The 16936-nt window shown below is 66.8% G+C and carries 19 protein-coding genes; 10 read left to right on the top strand and 9 right to left on the bottom strand.

The genetic code is table 11. The features are described 5' to 3' along the window. Positions 1-27: 27 nt before the first annotated feature. From HWX00_RS01195 to HWX00_RS01180, 4 genes are all read left to right on the top strand, one after another. Positions 28-906 (top strand): NAD(P)-dependent oxidoreductase, encoded by an 879-nt coding sequence (locus tag HWX00_RS01195; protein ID WP_034188816.1) that lies wholly within the window; start codon positions 28-30, stop codon positions 904-906. 8 nt (positions 907-914) lie between these two features. Next, positions 915-1403, top strand: a complete 489-nt coding sequence (locus HWX00_RS01190) for an NUDIX hydrolase (RefSeq protein ID WP_175027176.1) — start codon at positions 915-917, stop codon at positions 1401-1403. A 97-nt stretch (positions 1404-1500) separates the two neighbouring features. Then, positions 1501-1950 (top strand): acetyltransferase, encoded by a 450-nt coding sequence (locus tag HWX00_RS01185; protein WP_175027175.1) that lies wholly within the window; start codon positions 1501-1503, stop codon positions 1948-1950. Positions 1951-2340: 390 nt separating this feature from the next. Beyond that, entirely contained in the window at positions 2341-2958 is a 618-nt protein-coding gene (locus tag HWX00_RS01180) for a 3'-5' exonuclease (protein ID WP_049032646.1), read from the top strand. Positions 2959-3077: 119 nt separating this feature from the next. Here HWX00_RS01180 and HWX00_RS01175 read toward each other — a convergent pair whose 3' ends face one another. Beyond that, on the bottom strand, positions 3078-3515 hold the full coding sequence (locus HWX00_RS01175) for an ester cyclase (RefSeq protein ID WP_175027174.1): 438 nt from the start codon (positions 3513-3515) through the stop codon (positions 3078-3080). A 158-nt stretch (positions 3516-3673) separates the two neighbouring features. Here HWX00_RS01175 and HWX00_RS01170 point away from each other — a divergent pair, with 158 nt between their 5' ends. After that, positions 3674-4237, top strand: coding sequence for a TetR/AcrR family transcriptional regulator (locus tag HWX00_RS01170; RefSeq protein ID WP_175027173.1), 564 nt, complete (start codon positions 3674-3676; stop codon positions 4235-4237). 264 nt (positions 4238-4501) lie between these two features. Here HWX00_RS01170 and HWX00_RS01165 read toward each other — a convergent pair whose 3' ends face one another. Next, entirely contained in the window at positions 4502-5659 is a 1158-nt protein-coding gene (locus tag HWX00_RS01165) for an epoxide hydrolase family protein (protein WP_124608939.1), read from the bottom strand. Then, positions 5656-6585 (bottom strand): NmrA family NAD(P)-binding protein, encoded by a 930-nt coding sequence (locus tag HWX00_RS01160; RefSeq protein WP_175027172.1) that lies wholly within the window; start codon positions 6583-6585, stop codon positions 5656-5658. Before HWX00_RS01160 ends, HWX00_RS01165 begins: the two co-directional genes overlap by 4 nt. Positions 6586-6702: 117 nt before the next feature. Between HWX00_RS01160 and HWX00_RS01155 the strand changes: the two genes are divergently transcribed. Next, on the top strand, positions 6703-7599 hold the full coding sequence (locus HWX00_RS01155; RefSeq protein ID WP_175027171.1) for a LysR family transcriptional regulator: 897 nt from the start codon (positions 6703-6705) through the stop codon (positions 7597-7599). Positions 7600-7749: 150 nt separating this feature from the next. Here the strand turns inward: HWX00_RS01155 and guaA are convergent, their stop codons facing one another. The 3 genes from guaA to guaB form a co-directional block, all read right to left on the bottom strand. Then, entirely contained in the window at positions 7750-9369 is a 1620-nt protein-coding gene (gene guaA, locus HWX00_RS01150) for a glutamine-hydrolyzing GMP synthase (protein ID WP_175027170.1), read from the bottom strand. Positions 9370-9476: 107 nt separating this feature from the next. Further along, positions 9477-10082, bottom strand: a complete 606-nt coding sequence (locus HWX00_RS01145; protein ID WP_034188824.1) for a hypothetical protein — start codon at positions 10080-10082, stop codon at positions 9477-9479. A gap of 6 nt (positions 10083-10088) precedes the next feature. After that, positions 10089-11549 carry an IMP dehydrogenase gene (gene guaB / locus HWX00_RS01140; protein WP_034188825.1) on the bottom strand — a complete coding sequence of 487 codons (1461 nt, stop codon included), beginning with the start codon at positions 11547-11549 and terminating at the stop codon, positions 10089-10091. Between the two features lie 10 nt (positions 11550-11559). Between guaB and HWX00_RS01135 the strand changes: the two genes are divergently transcribed. Continuing rightward, the gene (locus HWX00_RS01135) at positions 11560-11784 is read left to right on the top strand and encodes a hypothetical protein (protein WP_049029869.1); all 225 of its coding nucleotides are present in this window, start codon (positions 11560-11562) and stop codon (positions 11782-11784) included. Positions 11785-11826: 42 nt separating this feature from the next. On the opposite strand, the gene HWX00_RS01130 is transcribed toward HWX00_RS01135, so the two are convergent. Next, complete coding sequence (locus HWX00_RS01130; RefSeq protein ID WP_175027209.1) at positions 11827-12549, bottom strand: DUF2182 domain-containing protein; 723 nt, start codon at positions 12547-12549, stop codon at positions 11827-11829. Between the two features lie 118 nt (positions 12550-12667). Beyond that, positions 12668-13432, bottom strand: a complete 765-nt coding sequence (locus HWX00_RS01125; RefSeq protein ID WP_049034476.1) for a DUF899 domain-containing protein — start codon at positions 13430-13432, stop codon at positions 12668-12670. A gap of 113 nt (positions 13433-13545) precedes the next feature. Between HWX00_RS01125 and HWX00_RS01120 the strand changes: the two genes are divergently transcribed. From HWX00_RS01120 to HWX00_RS01110, 3 genes are all read left to right on the top strand, one after another. Next, positions 13546-14766: a helix-turn-helix domain-containing protein gene (locus tag HWX00_RS01120; protein WP_175027169.1), complete on the top strand. Its 1221-nt coding sequence runs from the start codon at positions 13546-13548 to the stop codon at positions 14764-14766. 31 nt (positions 14767-14797) lie between these two features. Beyond that, a complete protein-coding gene (locus tag HWX00_RS01115; protein ID WP_049030793.1) occupies positions 14798-15484 on the top strand; it encodes a Vgb family protein in 687 nt (228 codons plus the stop codon). A gap of 115 nt (positions 15485-15599) precedes the next feature. Beyond that, the gene (locus HWX00_RS01110) at positions 15600-16565 is read left to right on the top strand and encodes a DMT family transporter (protein WP_175027168.1); all 966 of its coding nucleotides are present in this window, start codon (positions 15600-15602) and stop codon (positions 16563-16565) included. A gap of 44 nt (positions 16566-16609) precedes the next feature. On the opposite strand, the gene HWX00_RS01105 is transcribed toward HWX00_RS01110, so the two are convergent. Next, positions 16610-16933, bottom strand: a complete 324-nt coding sequence (locus tag HWX00_RS01105; protein WP_175027167.1) for an RnfH family protein — start codon at positions 16931-16933, stop codon at positions 16610-16612. Positions 16934-16936: the final 3 nt, after the last annotated feature.

Genomic DNA, 16936 nt, shown 5'->3' with positions numbered 1-16936 from the left:
GTCTCCACCCACCGTGGGAGCAAGGACATGCAAACCGCAGTCGGATTCATCGGCCTCGGCGTGATGGGCACGCCGATGGCGCTCAATCTCGCGCGTGCCGGCACGCCGCTCGTCGCGTGGAGCCGGTCGCGCGGCAACGACGATGCGCTGCGCGCCGCCGGCGCGCGCATCGCCGAGCACGTCGACGACGTGTTCGCGGCGTGCCGCACCGTGATCCTGATGCTCGCGAACGACGCGGCGATCGACGCCGTCCTCGCGCGCGGCACACCCGGTTTTGCCGCGCGCGTCGGCGGCCACACGATCGTGAACATGGGCACCAACGCACCCGGGTATTCGCGTGCGCTCGCCGATGAAATCGCCGCCGCGTCGGGCCGCTACGTCGAGGCGCCCGTATCGGGGTCGCGCAAGCCGGCCGAAGCGGGCCAGCTCGTCGTGATGCTGGCCGGTGCGCCGGACGACGTCGACGCCGTGCGCGCGCTCGTGAAGCCGCTGTGCCGCGACAGCTTCGTGTGCGGCGACGTGCCGTCGGCGCTGACGATGAAGCTGGCCGTCAACCTGTTCCTGATCACGATGGTCACCGGCCTGACCGAAGCCACGCATTTCGCACAACGTCACGGTATCGATCTCGCACGTTTCGCCGACGTGCTGAACGCCGGCCCGATGGCAAGCGACGTATCGCGCGTGAAACTCGGCAAGCTCGTCGCGGAAGATTTCTCCGTGCAGGCCGCGATCACCGACGTGCTGAAGAACGCGCGCCTCGTCGCCGAATCCGCGCGCGGCACCGGCATCGCGTCGCCGCTGCTCGACGTCTGTCACGCGCTTTACGGCGAGACCGAAAAAGCCGGACATGGATCGGACGACATGGTCGCGGTGATTCGCGCGATCGAACGACGCACCGACGCATAGGCGCGCCCATGTCCGGATCGGCACACTCCGCAATCGGCGCCGCCGCAACCGTGCGCCCCATTCCCGCCGTGATCGGCATCGTGCTGCGCGAACGCGACGTTTTGCTCGTGCGCCGCGCGAATCCGCCCGACGCGGGCTGCTGGGGGTTCCCCGGCGGCAAGATCGAACCGGGCGAACCGATCGCGGACGCGGTCGTTCGCGAGATCGCCGAAGAGACGACCGTCGCGGTCGATGCACTCGACGCCTTTACCGCGCTCGATGCGTTCGATTACGATGCGGGCGGCGCCGTGCGCCAGCATTTCATCATGGTCGCGGTGCTGTGCCGATGGCTGCGCGGCACGCCCGCCGCCGGCGACGATGCGCTCGATGCGCGCTGGTTCGCCCTCGACGAGCTCGATCGTGATGACGTGCCGATGAGCGCGGGCGTGCGCGACGTCGCGCGACGGGCGATCGAACGGTCGGCATCCCTGGGCGACGCGCGGAGCTCGCCCGTTTGACGCTTCGCCGTCGTTTCCGCGCTACCGCGCGGACGATGCGCCCGATCCATCGCGGTGCGGGCTACCCGCCGGGCACCGGATCACAACCTATCCAATCATGATCAGAATTCGCCAATCCACCGAGGCCGACGGCACAAGCGTGCTGGATATCTGGCGCCGTGCCGTCGACGCAACCCACCCCTTCCTGAGCGACGACGACCGCCGCGCCATCGAAGCCGAAGTCGTCACGTTCCTGCCGGCCGCGCCGCTCGACCTCGCTGTCGACGCGCACGATCGACCGATCGGCTTCATGCTGCTCGACGGCAGTCACATGGAAGCGCTGTTCGTCGATCCCGCCCATCATGGGACGGGCGTCGGTCGGCGGCTTGTCGAAGCTGCGCTCGGGCGCCACCCCGATTTGACGACCGACGTCAACGAGCAGAACGAAGCGGCGACGGCATTCTACGAGCGGCTCGGGTTCGAGCGCTGCGGACGATCGGCCTGCGACGGACAAGGGCGGCCGTATCCGCTGATTCACCTTCGTTATCGCGGTAGCGAACGATCCTGAGCAGGATCGGGAACCGGTGCGACATCCATTCGCACGTTATCCGAGCGATGACATCTCGATTCCCGTTCGCGGCCCGCTGTCGGACGCCAATCGCGCCGATGCCATGTCGTTCTCGAGCGCAGGTAACGGATAGCCGCCGCGCTGGCAAGCCCGGATTTCCTGCCGTCATCCGATCTTGATCCGGATGGCCGAAGGTCCGGGTGAGCTAGCCGCGCGACGATCACGCGTGGAACAACGTCAGTCGGATCACGCCCCTGCATCGCAGCCAGTCACAAACGGTGCAATAGCGAGAACGCGCGTTTCTCGGGCCAAACGAGCCTATCTCCGCCCCGATGATGCTACTCTCTCGGCCAACCCAAACGTCACCCCATGAAGCAGCAGGATTCAACCATGCAGACCGTCGCGGTACTGGACTTCGAAACCACCGGACTGTCGCCGAACATGGGCGACCGCGCGACCGAAATCGCCGTCATCCTTCTGCGTGACGGGCAGATCGTCGACCGCTTCCAGAGCCTGATGAATGCGGGCCGGCGCATCCCGTCCGATGTCGTCGCGCTCACCGGCATCACGAACGACATGATCGCGTCGGCACCGCCGGCGTCCGAAGTCATGAAGGAAGCCGCGGCGTTCGTCGGCAAGCATGCGGTCGTCGCCCACAACGCCGGTTTCGACAAACGCTTCTGGCAATCGGAGCTCGGGCAGCTCGGCATGCCGGCCGAGCATGCGTTCGCCTGCACGATGCTGGTGGCGAGACGGATCTACCCGGACGCTCGAAGTCATCGCCTGTCGAGCCTGGTCGAGATGCTGCGGTTGCCGAAATCGGGCCGCGCGCACCGGGCGATGGTCGATGCCGAAATGGCCGGCCATCTGTGGTGCCGGTTGCAGCACGACATCGCCCGGACGTACGGGCTGGATCGCATCGATCACGCGCTGATGTCGCGGGTCCAGGCAACGAGCAAGGCGAAGGTGCCGACGTATCTGCGTTCGCTCGGGTGCGCGCACGCGTAGGCATCCGGTCGCGCCCGGTGACACGACGCGTCCCGTTCCACGCGATGCGTGAATGCAAAAACGGCTTGGCAAGCGCCAAGCCGTTTTTTTTTGCCCGGACGTGAACCCGACCCGGAAGCTTACGCAGGCTGCTTGGGCGGCTGGACGGCGCCGATCTGGATGAAGACCTCGAGGGTGTTGAGTTCGTCCCAGTGTTCGACGAAGCGGCCGTGTTCCACCCGCCAGATGTCGATCGAGCGCATGACGAAGGGCCTGCCGGTCGCGGGGTAGCCGAGAAGGTTGCCGGTGTGGGTGCCCTCGTAGCGATAGCGACCGACCACGCGGGAGCCGTCGGCCGACACGAAAACGTCCTCCGCGGTGACCTTCAGGTCGGGAACGCCCGCGATGATGGCCCCAAGCACCTTCCTGGAACCTTCCCGTCCGGGCTCAGCGAATGCGTTGTGGTTCACGTAGTTCGGCGCCTTGATCTCGTCGAGGCGCGACACATCGTGGCTGGACATGATCTCGGCAAAGAGGTAGCCGAGCCTGGCCAGATCAGGGGAAGGAGCGCTGTTCATGGATGAAGTCCTTTTGCGGTTAGGGGGTCGCATCACTGCCTGCTTCGGAGCTCTATCCGAGCAAAAATATCTAGCAACGCTAAGATCATAGTCTAGCAACGCTATTTCTTCAAGCGTCGGTATAATTACGGATCAAAGAGGCTTTTGGGGAATCAGTGATGGGGGTCGCCGAGCGCAAGAACAGGGACCGGGACGCACGCGAGCAGCGCATCACCGCAGCGGCCCGACAAATTGCGGAGGCAGAGGGCTGGAGCGCCGTTACGGTTCGCCGCCTGGCTGACGAGATCGAGTACAGCCAGCCCGTCCTCTATTCGCACTTCAGGAACCGGGACGCGATCGTCGGCGCCGTTGCGCTCGAAGGCTTTCGGGAAATCAAGGCGGCGCTTCATCAAGCGGCGCAGCGATCAACCGATCCCCGCCAGGCGTGCGAAAGCGTTGCGATCGCCTATCTCGACTTCGCTCGCGACAATCCCGCGCTCTACGAGGCGATGTTCACGATGCCGACCGACTTGCTTTTCGCAGAGGCCGACACCAGGCCTGAACTGAGAGAAGCCTTCGAGGTGCTTGCCGCTGTCGTGCCGTCGAGTCTGAATGTCGACGTGGCGACGGAGACGTTTTGGGCAACCCTTCATGGGCTGGTTCAGCTCGAAAGCTCAGGCCGGATCAAGCACAGCACGCGGCTGGCGCGGGTAGCATTGGTTATCCGCGGCCTGTTCGGATGAGCGATCCTCCTGCTATTTCAGGCCGGTCCGATCAAGCCGTTCACGCCGCTCGGTTTGGACGGCGTGACAGTCCGCCAAAGGTGGCGGATGAAATTCGTGCGGCGCACCCCCTACGTTGATTGACGCACGATTGCGGCATCGGCCGGCCAGGAACCCACTGCTTCGTCTGCGTCCGCCGCAATCGTGTTCGCCGTTCAGCCTTTTGCGGCCGAGCTAAATCCCTTCCGAACAACGTTCGGAAGCAGATGGGCCATTGGCTCATCTTTAACGGATGCTCGCAAATGTCGCGCGAATATCGCTTACCAGCGCATTCGGATTTTCCAACGCGGCGAAATGGCCGCCCTGCTCGTGCTCGCCGAAGTGCCGCACATCGCGGTAGCGTCGTTCGATCCACCGCCGCGATTTTCGTACGTGTTCGCCAGCAAGCATGGTGAATCCAGACGGCACGGCAATGGGACGATCGATACGAGCCGCGGAGGACCAGCTGGATCGCTTCAGTTCCCAATACAGCCGTGCTGACGAAGCCGACGTATTGGGTATCCAGTACAACATGATGTCGTCGAGCATGTCGTCGAGCGTGAAGGAAGCTTCCGCGTTGCCCGCGGTGCCGCACGTGTCCTGGAACATCGCATAAATCCACGCTGCCTGCGCAACCGGAGAATCCGCGAGCGCGTAGCCTATCGTCTGCGGTCGCGTCTGCTGCTGTTGAGCGTATCCGGATAGCGTGCTCCAGAAATACCGGGCACTGTCGAGCATGCCTTGCTCATCCGGCGTCGCGTCGCGCATTTCGTCCGGCGTGGGCATGAACATCGCGAAGTTCAGATGGATACCCATAAGCTCGGGGAGCGCCAGTGACGCGACTTCGTCCGTCACGCCTGCGCCAAGATCACCACCTTGCATGACCCAACGGTCATAGCCCAGTCGGTGCATCAGTTGAACGTAAGCGCGCCCAATGCGCGACATGTCCCATCCGGGTTCATCAGGTTTGTCGGAAAAACCAAATCCCGGCATCGACGGAATGACGAGGTGAAACGCCTGCCTCGGATCGCCGCCATGTGCGGCGGGATTGCCGAGCGGCCCTATCACCTTGCGGAACTCAAGCACGGAACCGGGCCAACCATGCGCCATCAGCAATGGAACGGCATCGGGTTCAGGTGACCGAATGTGGAGGAAGTGGATGTCAAGGCCGTCAATGGTCGTCTTGAACTGCCCGAAGTCATTCAACATCGACTCGCAGCGACGCCAGTCGTAACCCTCTATCCAATGCGCGACCAGTGCCTGCAGCTTTGAAAGCCGCGGACCCTGACTCGTGTCATTGACGGTCTCAGGGTCGGGCCAGCGCACCCGCCGCAGTCGCTCGCGCAAATCGGACAATTCGTGCTCGGGCACATCGAGATGAAACGGCTTGATCAGATCACTCATGACTTGCTGCCTTTAGTTGCGTAGCGACGTTTCATGAAGTCGACGAGCGATGTCGGCCGCACCGCCGGATATCGGTCATTCGCGATGTCGCGCAAAGTCCCTTCGCCCGACATCATCGGTAGCAGATACTGGAGCGACAGCATCGCCGTCGGATGAGCACCGGCCTTCGCCATTCGCCGTAGTTCGGCGTATCCGTCCGCGATCGAGCCTCGACGAATCCGATGAAGCGCCCTGCCCGTCGCTGCCGCATAGTCACCTGCGATCTGGGCAATGGTGCGGCAGTCACCTGCCACGGACACCACCCGGTTGGCCGATGCCGGATCCTCGACGACCGCCACCGTCCAGGCCGCGACGTCGCTCATGGAAGTGAAATCGAGCGGCACCTCGTCGTCACCCCAGTAAGTGATCGTGCCCGCGTTGGCATCGATCAGGCCGGGATGGGAGAACACGGCCTCCATGAATCCACCGTTCAGGATGTGGGTATAGCCGATGCCACTCGGGGCGACCTTGCGATCGAAGGTCCGCCGCATGTCGAGGTAAGGGTTAATGCCTCCAGGAATCGAGAACAGGTTCTCCGAGAAGTCCGACGGGACGAATCGCCCGACGTTCGCCGCGAGCGCTGCATCGAGCAAACGGGACTGGCCGTCAATGATGGTGTCAGGTCCGCCCTGAACTGCCGAAATGACGGTACCGACGCCGGCACAGGCGTGCCTGAGGCTGAGCGGGTCGTCCAGATCCATATTGACGACGGTCACGCCGTTCGCTGCCCACCCCTTTGCACGATGGGCATGTTTGCCTGCTGAACCGCCGCGAACACCCGCACGGATCTCACTGGCGGGCCGCGTGCGAAGCAACGCATCAATGACCCTGCGCCCAAGATTGCCGGCGGCGCCGGCGACCAGATAGCTCGTTTGCGTGTTCTCCATGACTTCCTCGGTTCGTCATGACGCGCGGTGTACGTCGTTGAGAAGAAGTCTAGGTTGTTCCGGGTTTGAATATAAGATGGCTGAATCGCGACTCGCTGTTCCGGAAAACGATACGAAATGGATCAGGCCGACCTCATCATCTTTCTTCGATTAGCCGATAGCGGCAGCCTTTCCGGCACCGCACGGGCGCTGAAGACGCCCAAATCGTCCGTCAGCCGGGCGCTCGTCCGATTGGAGACGGAGATTGGATCGGCGCTCTTCGACCGGTCCACACGACATTTCCGGCTGACTGACGCGGGACAACTGCTGCTGCCCTACGCGTCGCGGGCAGTTCAGGACCTACAGGAAGCGCAGGCGATCATCGATGGCTACGCGGGGAAACCGCGCGGGCTTCTACGGATCAACACGACGCAATCGTTCGCGCAGGGACTCGTGGCGCCCATGCTGCCTGAATTTCTCGACCGCTATCCGGAACTCGCCGTGGAGCTGACCACGGACTCGAACTACGTCGACATTGCGCGCGACGGTATCGACGTAGCGGTGCGCGTCGGCACACTGCCTGACTCGTCGCTCATCGCTCGCAGGCTGCCACCCGTTGAATTGTGGTTATGCGCAAGTCCGTCCTACCTGGCGCGAGCGGGCGTTCCGATGGAGGCAGCTGAACTTCACGGACATGCGCTCGTCGTTCGGGAGGCGCCCACGAACTGGATTTTTCAGGATGGCAAAGCGGAATTGACCATACAGCCGCGTGGCAGGGCAATCATCCCGGACGCGGCTGCGCAGAAGATCGTTCTTGAAGGCGGCGGCGGGATTGGTTTTCTTCCAAGCTACCTCGCGGCTCCCGCCTTGACGGCGGGCACCCTGGTGCGGGTCCTTCCGTCATTGCGACGGGAACCCATCGAGCTTCACGCGTTGTATCCGACGCACCGCAGCATGTCGGCAAAGGTCCGGGCTTTCATCGATGCCCTTATTGGTCACCTTGATACGGTCAGGCTAACGTCCTCGCGCGACTAGCCAGCCGTCTCATGCGGTACCGTCATTCGTACCGCCCGAATGACCGGGATTGAGTGAAACAGGATGCGCGCTGAATCACTCAATCCCTTGACACAAAAGGCTCACGGTCGATTTTTGATACTGCTCGAGACGACGTGAGCCGATTGTGAATCACTCCCACTCGATCGTCGCCGGCGGCTTGCCCGAAATGTCGTACACGACCCGATTGATCCCGCGCACTTCGTTGATGATCCGGTTCGACGCACGGCCGAGCAGCGCGTACGGCAGGTGCGCCCAGTGCGCGGTCATGAAGTCGGTCGTCTGCACCGCGCGCAGCGACGTCACATAGTCGTACGTGCGGCCATCGCCCATCACGCCGACCGACTTGACCGGCAGGAACACCGCGAACGCCTGGCTCGTCAGGTCGTACCAGCTCTTGCCGACATCGGCTTCGCCGCACAGGCCGGCCGCCGCGTCCTGCGCGGTCGCGGTCGTGTTGCGCAGTTCCTCGATGAAGATCGCGTCCGCGCGGCGCAGCAGGTCCGCATACTCGCGCTTCACTTCGCCGAGAATCCGCACGCCAAGGCCCGGGCCCGGGAACGGATGGCGGTACACCATCTCCGGCGGCAGGCCGAGCGCGACGCCCAGCTCGCGCACTTCGTCCTTGAACAGGTCGCGCAGCGGCTCGAGCAGCTTCAGGCCGAGCGTTTCCGGCAGGCCGCCGACGTTGTGGTGGCTCTTGATCGTCGTTGCCTTCTTCGTCTTCGTGCCGCCCGATTCGACCACGTCCGGGTAGATCGTGCCCTGCGCGAGCCACTTCGCCTTCGACAGCTTCTTCGCCTCGGCCTGGAACACCTCGACGAACTCACGGCCGATGATCTTGCGCTTCGCTTCCGGATCGGACACGCCGGCCAGGTGGCCGAGGAACTGGTCGGACGCATCGACGTGCACGACCTTCGCATGCAGGCGGCCCTCGAACATGTCGAGCACCATCTTGCCTTCGTTCAGGCGCAGCAGGCCGTGGTCGACGAACACGCAGGTGAGCTGGTCGCCGATCGCGCGGTGGATCAGCGCGGCCGCGACGCTCGAATCGACGCCGCCCGACAGGCCGAGAATCACTTCCTCGTCACCGACCTGCTCGCGGATCTTCGCGACGGCTTCCTCGATGTGGTTCTTCATGATCCAGTCGGGCTTCGCGCCGGCGATCTGCAGCACAAAGCGTTCGATGATCTGGCGGCCCTTCACCGTGTGCGTGACTTCCGGGTGGAACTGCACCGCGTAGTAGCCGCGCGCCTCGTCGGCCATGCCGGCGATCGGGCAGCTCGGCGTCGACGCCATCAGCGCGAAGCCCGGCGGCAGCTCGGCAACCTTGTCGCCGTGGCTCATCCAGACCTTCAGCATCCCGTGGCCTTCGGCCGTCGTGAAATCCTCGATGCCGTCGAGCAGGCGCGTATGGCCGTGCGCACGCATTTCCGCGTAGCCGAATTCGCGATGGTCGCTCCACTCGACCTTGCCGCCGAGCTGCACGGCCATCGTCTGCATGCCGTAGCAGATGCCCAGCACCGGCACGCCGAGATCCCACACGGCCTGCGGCGCGCGCAGCTGATGGTCTTCGTACGTGCTCGCGTGGCTGCCCGACAGGATCACCGCCTTCGGCGCGAACTCGCGGACGAAGTCGTCGGACACATCGTTCGGGTGGATTTCGCAGTAGACGTGCGCTTCACGCACGCGCCGCGCAATCAGTTGGGTGACTTGCGAACCGAAGTCGAGAATCAGGATTTTGTCGTGCATGGCTGCGGACGGGATGAAGAGAATAAGAAAAGCAGCGCATCGAGCGCTGCGTCAAAAGCATGGACAGCGGCGTCGGGCGGCAGGCGGCTCGCGCGACGCATCGCCGGTCAATCCTGCATCGGCGGGCGTTCGTCGAGTGCGACGCCGCCGGACGATCGACTGGAACCGGATGACGCCGGCGACGATGCTTCGGGTGCCGCGGGACGGCCGACGACGGGCTCCACGCGCTGCGGTGCGGGCGACGCCGCCGGCGCCATCGCCGGCTCGGCCGGACGCTGGGCCGGTGCGCGTGCCTCGAGCGCCTGCGCCTTCTCCCGCCGGCGCACGGCCGCTGCGATCCGCACGCCGCCGAGGCCGAGCACGATCAGCGCGACGCCGGCCACGACCGACAGCACCCTGCCGGCGGCCGCCAGCGCGGGACCGCTGCCGGCGCCGAGCGACCAGACGATCGTCAGCACGCCGGTCAGCCAGTACACGTGGCCGACCGACCGCGCCACCGGCGCCGTGAGGTCACCGTTGAACGCCGCATGAAACGCGAGCCACGCGAGCCCGAGCAACGCGATGCCGAACGCCTGGCCGAGCATGACCGGCTGGATGTTCTGCAACTGCAGCGCGTTGAACAGCGACTGCCAGGGCGTCAGCACGAACAGCACGCCGAACGCCAGCAGCAGCACGGCATCGAGGATCAGCACGGCTCGCAGCAGCGGTTTCATCGGCGATCAGTCCACGTGGTAGTTCGGCGCTTCCTTCGTGATCTGCACGTCGTGCACGTGCGACTCGCGCATGCCCGCCGCGGTGATCTGGACGAATTCGGCCTTGTCGTGCAGCTCGTCGATCGTGCGGCAGCCGCAGTAGCCCATGCTGGCGCGCACGCCGCCGACCAGCTGGAACAGGATCGCGTTGACCGAACCCTTGTACGCGACGCGGCCTTCGATGCCTTCCGGCACGAGCTTGTCGATGTTCGCCGAGTTGTCCTGGAAGTAGCGGTCCGCCGCGCCGTCCTTCATCGCGCCGACCGAACCCATGCCGCGGTACGACTTGTACTGGCGGCCCTGGTACAGGAACACGTCGCCCGGCGCCTCTTCGGTGCCCGCGAACATGCTGCCCATCATCACCGCGTTCGCGCCGGCCGCGAGAGCCTTCGACACGTCGCCCGAGAAACGCACGCCGCCGTCGGCGATGCACGGCACGCCGGTACCCTTCAGCGCATCCGCGACGTTCGCGATCGCGCTGATCTGCGGCACGCCGACCCCCGCGACGATCCGCGTCGTGCAGATCGAGCCCGGGCCGATACCGACCTTGACCGCGTCCGCGCCGTATTCGACCAGCGCCTTCGCGGCGGCGGCCGTCGCGATGTTGCCGCCGATCACCTCGACGTGCGGGAAGTTCTGCTTGACCCAGCGCACGCGCTCGAGCACGCCCTTGCTGTGACCGTGCGCGGTATCGACGACGATCACGTCGACGCCGGCCTGCACCAGCAGTTCGACACGCTCTTCATTGTCCGGGCCGACACCGACCGCCGCGCCAGCGCGCAGCTTGCCGTGTTCGTCCTTGCACGCGTCCGGGTGCTCAGTCTGCTTCGTGATGTCCTTGACGGTCATCAGGCCGCGCAGTTCGAACGCGTCGTTGACGACCAGCACGCGCTCGAGGCGGTGGCTGTGCATCAGCGCCTTCGCTTCGGCGAGCGGCGTGCCTTCCTTGACCGTGACGAGGCGCTCGCGCGGCGTCATGATCGACTTGACCGGTTCGTCGAGGCGCGTTTCGAAGCGCAGGTCGCGGTTCGTGACGATCCCGACGAGCTGCGGGCCTTCAACGACCGGGAAACCCGAGATGCCATGCTGGCGCGACAGCGCGATCACGTCGCGCACCTTCATTTGCGGCGGCACGGTGATCGGGTCGCGGACGACGCCCGACTCGAAACGCTTGACCTTCGCGACTTCGCGGGCCTGTTCGGCCGGCGTGAGGTTCTTGTGGACGATACCGACGCCACCCTGCTGTGCCATCGCGATCGCGAGGCGACCTTCGGTGACCGTGTCCATCGCGGCGGACACGAGCGGCATGTTCAGGGAGATGTTGCGGGTCAGCTTGGTCTTGAGGCTGGTGTCGCGCGGGAGAACGTCGGAGAAGGCGGGAACGAGGAGCACGTCATCGAAAGTGAGTGCTTTTTGGATCAGACGCATGGCAAATCCTATGGGCGCAAAAGCGAATTATACGCGAAGCGCCGTGAATTTTCACAACACGAACAACGGCTTAGCCGGTTTCGGCCGTTCGGGGGCCGAATCGTTCGGATCGCCGTTCGGTTCGTTTTCGATCGCCTTTCGTTTCACCGCCGCATCGAACGATTCGCGCAACAGCCGGCAAAACGGCCGTCCCGCCTGTTGTGAGCAGGCCACGCGGCGGTCGCCGCCGCGCTGAAGCGAGGCCGGCGACGTGTCGAGGCGACCTGTCTGCCATGTGTTACAGCAGCCCTGCCGCGCGCGCGATCATCGCGATGCCGCCGCCGACCGCCGCGCAGCCGGCGATCCGCGCCACGCGCCAAGTGGCCGGCGCAAGGCGCTCGGCGGCGATGGCGACCGTCACGGCGGCCATGACGCGCAAGTCCATCATGCCGGCCGCCAGCGCGACCACCATCAGGTTCCCGCAACAGGCGCTGCAGTGCGTGGCGGCGCGCACGCCAAACCGCCAGGCTGCGCCGGCAACAACCGGCGACCGGTGCGTGTCGCCTGCCACGTGCCGGCAGCACGCCAGCCGCCGCGCCTTCCACGCGGTGAATTGCAGCATGCCCGCGGCCAATACGACCGCACCGGCCGCGAACGGCAGCGCACGCGCCAGCATCGGCAGCCGCGCGGCGGCGGCCGTCAGCGCGGCGCCAGCCGGAAACACGAGCGCCCCGAGCGCCATCCACACCGAGAAATACCCGACGCCCGCGACGACGACGAGCCAGGCCGAACGCGCCGTGGCCAGCGGGCCGACGCGCCGTGCATATCGCCTGAGCGTCGGCGCCAGCACCGGCAGCATCATCGCCACCGTCATCGCTCCCCACATTCCGGCGAACGCCGCGAACGCTTGCCCGGCGCCCCGCCCGCACGGCCGCAGCCATGCGGCCGAAGCCATCCAGCCGCCGGCCATCGGTTCGCTGCCCATCGCGGCCATCGACGCGTGCTGCGCGAGGGTCGCCATGACCGCGACGACGAACACGACGGCGACCACCCCACCGAATGCCCGCGGATCGGGGCCGGTGTCGCCGGTCGGCGGTCGGCGGTCGCATCGTCGCACGCCCCGTCCGTCGCCGGCCCGCTCAGCCGCGCGCGTACTCGTCGTGGCGGCGCCACCACGGGCCGGCCTCGTTGCGTCCGCGCGGCGCGCGATCGAGCCACTGGTACATTCCCCACAGCCCGTCGAGCCCGCGCGCATAGGTCGAATACGTGTGATAGACGGCGCCGTCCTCGCGCACGAACGCGCTCATCCCCGGCCGGTCGAGCGAATAGGTGCGCGCGTCGGTGCCGCACGTCGCCGCGAACTGCACGACGGGCGCCGGCGGCGGATCCATGTCCATCGCGTGGCCGGCCCGCGCGTAGTTGTATTCGACGTCGCCCGCGCGCTGCTGCGTTTCGGTGAACGACACGTTGAAATCGAAGTTGAAATCGCTGCCGACCGACGACGCCCACGGGAAGGCCCACCCCATCCGCTCGCGGTAGGCGAGCAGCTTCGCGAGCGGGGCGCGCGACACGGCCGCAAGCGTCACGTCGTGGTGCGCGAGATGCACGGCAAAACCGTCGAAGCCGTCGGCAAGCGCCGAGCACGACGGACAGCCGGCCTTGTAGTCGGGGCCGAACATGAAGTGATAGACGAGCAGTTGCGAGCGGCCGCGAAACAGGTCGTCGAGCGTCGCCTGCCCGTCTTCGGTGTCGAACCGGTAGGTCTTGTCGACACGCACCCACGGCAACGCCTGGCGCCGCCGCGCGAGTTCGTCGCTTTGCCGCGTCAGCGCCTTTTCGGCATCGAGCAAGGCGCGGCGCTCGGCCAGCCATTCGTCGCGTGTTCCGGTGAGATGGGTCGTCATTGCGGGGTCCTCCTTCGGTGGGTATCCGGGCACGGCGGACGGCGCCGTGTGCGTGGTGCTAGATTAGTGGCGGGCATCGGACCGGAGGGAGTGACAAGTGTGTCGGGATTCGGATGGATTCGCTGATCACCGCGGCCGCGCGCGCGCTCGCGGCCGGTGACGCACTCGGCGCGCTGAACCGCGTCGCGCTGCGCGACGATGCGCCGGCGCTCGCGCTGCGCGGCATCGCGATGGCGCAGCTCGGCGATTTCGAGCGCGCGCGCACCCTCGTGCGCAGCGCCGCCCGCGCATTCGGCACGAAGGAAGCCGTCGCACGCGCGCGCTGCGTCGTCGCGGAAGCGGAGATCGCCCTCGCGTCGCGCGACTTGCGCTGGCCGACGCGCGCACTCGATGCGGCCTGTGCGACGCTCGACGCGCACGGCGACCGCGCGAATGCCGCGCATGCACGCTATCTCGGCGTACGCCGACTGCTGCTGATCGGCCATGTCGACGACGCCGAGCGGCTGCTCGCGCATCTCGATCCCGCACCGCTGCCGTCCGCGTCGCGCGCCGCCCATGAACTGATCGCGGCCGGCATCGCGATGCGCCGCCTCCGCACGCACGCGGCCCGCGCCGCGCTCGCCCGGGCACGCGCGGCCGCCCGCGACGCCGGTATCGCCGCGCTGATGGCCGAGGTCGACACCGCCGCCCGCGTGCTCGACGCACCGGCCGCGCGACTCATCGCACGCGGCACGTCGCGGCTCGTGCCGCTCGACGAAGTCGAGACGCTGTTCGCGTCGAACTCGCTCGTCGTCGACGCGTGCCGCCACACCGTGCGCGATGCGCGCACGACCGTGTCGCTCGCGCGCCGCCCCGTGCTGTTCGTGCTCGCCCGCGCGCTCGGCGAAGCCTGGCCGGCCGACGTGTCGCGCAATGCGCTCGTGGCCGCCGCGTTCCGCGCCAAACAGGCGGACGAATCGCATCGCGCGCGGCTGCGCGTCGAGATCGGCCGGCTGCGCGCGGTGCTGCGCCCGCTCGCGAACGTCGTCGCGACACCGCGCGGCTTTGCGCTCGAACCGCTCGGCGTACGCGAGACCGTCGTCCTCGCACGCCCGGTCGACGATCGCCACGCGGCCGTCCTCGCGCTGCTCGCCGACGGCGAAGCGTGGTCGAGTTCCGCGCTGGCGCTCGCGCTCGGCGCGAGCCAGCGCACCGTGCAACGCGCGCTCGACACGCTCGCGGAGGCCGGCAAGGTGCAGGCGCTCGGCCGCGGCCGCGCGCGCCGCTGGATGACGCCACCGCTGCCCGGATTCGCGACGACCTTGTTACTCCCGGCGCCGCTGCCGGGCGATTAGGATGGCCGCATCGAACGACGAGGGGACGAACATGAAACGCTCCACGGCAGAGATCATTCGCGAATACGGCCCGTTTCCGGGCGTCGACGGCGTGCACGGTGTCACGTTCGACGGACGGCACGTGTGGTACGCGTCCGGCGACAAGCTGAATGCGCTCGATCCCGAGCGCGGCACGACCGTGCGCTCGCTCGACGTTGCCGCGCATGCAGGCACGGCGTTCGACGGCCGCCACCTGTTCCAGATCGTCGAGGACCGCATCGAGAAGCTCGATCCCGAATCGGGTCGCGTGCTCGCGACGATCCCGGCCCCCGGCGGCGGCGCCGACTCGGGGCTCGCGTGGGCCGAAGGCACGCTGTGGGTCGGCCAGTACCGCGAACGCAAGATTCATCAGATCGATCCGGAATCGGGCGCCGTGCTGCGCACGATCGAATCGAACCGCTTCGTCACCGGCGTGACGTGGGTCGACGGCGAGCTGTGGCACGGCACGTGGGAAGCCGACCAGAGCGACCTGCGGCACGTCGACCCGCACACGGGCCAGGTCCTCGAACAGGTCGACATGCCGGCTGGCGTCGGCGTATCGGGGCTCGAATCCGACGGCCGCGACCGCTTCTACTGCGGCGGCGGCAACAGCGGCACGCTGCGCGCCGTGCGGCGCCCGGCACGCGCGCGTGCAGCGGGCGACGGCGCGCCCGCCTCGCCCGATCCGGCCGAGGGCTGATTCGCCGCCGCCGGCCGACGCGCCGCGCCCCATGCCGAGTGCAGGAATGAACAAGACACCGCCGCGACGGCGTCGCTAAGATGCGCGCACATCAGTCATTCGTTCGGAGCGGTCGATGCAGCGCGGCGTGGTTTATGGTGTCCTGGCAGGCGCCCTGTGGGGCATGGTGTTTCTCGTTCCGCGGCTGCTGACCGACTTCTCGCCGCTGCTGCTGAGCGCCGGCCGCTACGCGATGTACGGCATCGTGTCGCTCGCGGCCGCCCTGCCCGCCGCCCGCTCGCTGCTCGCGCGGCTGACCCGCGAAGACCTCGTCGCGCTGGTGAGGCTCGCCGTCATCGGCAACGTCGCGTATTACATGCTGCTGTCCGGCGCCGTGCATCTGATCGGCATCGCGCCCAGCTCGCTGATCGTCGGCGTGCTGCCCGTGACCGTCACGCTCGCGGGCCTCGGCGACCACGGCGCCGTGCCGCTGCGGCGGCTCGCCGCCCCGCTCGCACTGGTGATCGCGGGCATCGCCTGCATCAACGTCGACCTGTTCACGTCCGAAGCCGCGCATGCGACCACCCTCGGCCAGAAACTCGCCGGCATCGCCTGCGCGGCCGGCGCGCTCGCCAGCTGGACCTGGTACGCGGTCGCGAACGCACGCTACCTGCAGCGCCATCATCATTTCGACGGCAACGAATGGTCGGTGCTATGGGGTGTCGTGACGGGCCTGATCGGCGCGCTCTGCTGGATCGCGATCCTCGCGCTGCCCGCCGGCACGGTGCAGGCGGCCGTCCCGGCGTCGCGCTGGCAGCTGTTCTGGCTGCTGAATCTCGGGCTCGCGATCGGCGCGTCGTGGCTCGGCAACGGCCTGTGGAATGCGGCGTCGAAGCGCTTGCCGCTCACGCTGTCGGGACAGCTGATCGTGTTCGAAACCGTGTTCGCGATGCTGTACGCGTTCGTGTACGACCAGCGGATGCCGCACGCGCTCGAAATCACCGCGCTCGTGCTGCTGCTCGCCGGCGTGTACGGCGCGGTGCGGCAGCACGGCGACACGCCGGGCAGCGCGCCGACAAACGCAAACGCCGCGGCCCACTGAGCGCGTCGCGGCGTGCGATCAGGCCAATCGGAACGAAAAACGCGTCAGCGCGCGTCCTTGTGCATCCACTTGCGGCCCTCGATCGAGCCGTCGCGGCGGGACTTGTCGACGCGCCGCTGGCGCGCCAGCTTCGGGTCGACGATCAGCGGGCGGTAGATCTCGACGCGATCGTGATCGGCGAGCGGCGCGTCGAGCGGCGCGAACTTGCCGTACACGCCGGTCTTCGCGTGCGCGAGATCGATCTCCGGATGCAGCACGAGCACGCCGCTCGCGTCGATCGCCGAGCGTACGGTCGCGCCTTCGGGCAGCGACAGCGGAATCAGCGTCTGGCGGTCCGGCAGCGCATAGCAGACTTCGATCGACAGCATCGC

Source organism: Burkholderia seminalis DSM 23518, from assembly GCF_902832885.1.
In the GTDB taxonomy this organism is placed as follows: Bacteria; Pseudomonadota; Gammaproteobacteria; order Burkholderiales; family Burkholderiaceae; genus Burkholderia; species Burkholderia seminalis.
This window is presented reverse-complemented; position numbering and strand designations above follow the sequence as displayed.

Coding starts and splice junctions, on each gene's coding strand:
- HWX00_RS01155 (WP_175027171.1), top strand. CDS start 6,703: ATGGATCAGGCCGACCTCATCATCTTTCTTCGATTAGCCGATAGCGGC.
- HWX00_RS01145 (WP_034188824.1), bottom strand. CDS start 10,082: ATGAAACCGCTGCTGCGAGCCGTGCTGATCCTCGATGCCGTGCTGCTG.
- HWX00_RS01165 (WP_124608939.1), bottom strand. CDS start 5,659: ATGAGTGATCTGATCAAGCCGTTTCATCTCGATGTGCCCGAGCACGAA.
- guaA (WP_175027170.1), bottom strand. CDS start 9,369: ATGCACGACAAAATCCTGATTCTCGACTTCGGTTCGCAAGTCACCCAA.
- HWX00_RS01120 (WP_175027169.1), top strand. CDS start 13,546: ATGGATTCGCTGATCACCGCGGCCGCGCGCGCGCTCGCGGCCGGTGAC.
- HWX00_RS01180 (WP_049032646.1), top strand. CDS start 2,341: ATGCAGACCGTCGCGGTACTGGACTTCGAAACCACCGGACTGTCGCCG.
- HWX00_RS01105 (WP_175027167.1), bottom strand. CDS start 16,933: ATGCTGTCGATCGAAGTCTGCTATGCGCTGCCGGACCGCCAGACGCTG.
- HWX00_RS01175 (WP_175027174.1), bottom strand. CDS start 3,515: ATGAACAGCGCTCCTTCCCCTGATCTGGCCAGGCTCGGCTACCTCTTT.
- HWX00_RS01195 (WP_034188816.1), top strand. CDS start 28: ATGCAAACCGCAGTCGGATTCATCGGCCTCGGCGTGATGGGCACGCCG.
- HWX00_RS01185 (WP_175027175.1), top strand. CDS start 1,501: ATGATCAGAATTCGCCAATCCACCGAGGCCGACGGCACAAGCGTGCTG.
- HWX00_RS01160 (WP_175027172.1), bottom strand. CDS start 6,585: ATGGAGAACACGCAAACGAGCTATCTGGTCGCCGGCGCCGCCGGCAAT.
- HWX00_RS01130 (WP_175027209.1), bottom strand. CDS start 12,549: ATGGCGACCCTCGCGCAGCACGCGTCGATGGCCGCGATGGGCAGCGAA.
- HWX00_RS01170 (WP_175027173.1), top strand. CDS start 3,674: ATGGGGGTCGCCGAGCGCAAGAACAGGGACCGGGACGCACGCGAGCAG.
- HWX00_RS01135 (WP_049029869.1), top strand. CDS start 11,560: ATGGGCGCAAAAGCGAATTATACGCGAAGCGCCGTGAATTTTCACAAC.
- guaB (WP_034188825.1), bottom strand. CDS start 11,549: ATGCGTCTGATCCAAAAAGCACTCACTTTCGATGACGTGCTCCTCGTT.
- HWX00_RS01110 (WP_175027168.1), top strand. CDS start 15,600: ATGCAGCGCGGCGTGGTTTATGGTGTCCTGGCAGGCGCCCTGTGGGGC.
- HWX00_RS01190 (WP_175027176.1), top strand. CDS start 915: ATGTCCGGATCGGCACACTCCGCAATCGGCGCCGCCGCAACCGTGCGC.
- HWX00_RS01115 (WP_049030793.1), top strand. CDS start 14,798: ATGAAACGCTCCACGGCAGAGATCATTCGCGAATACGGCCCGTTTCCG.
- HWX00_RS01125 (WP_049034476.1), bottom strand. CDS start 13,432: ATGACGACCCATCTCACCGGAACACGCGACGAATGGCTGGCCGAGCGC.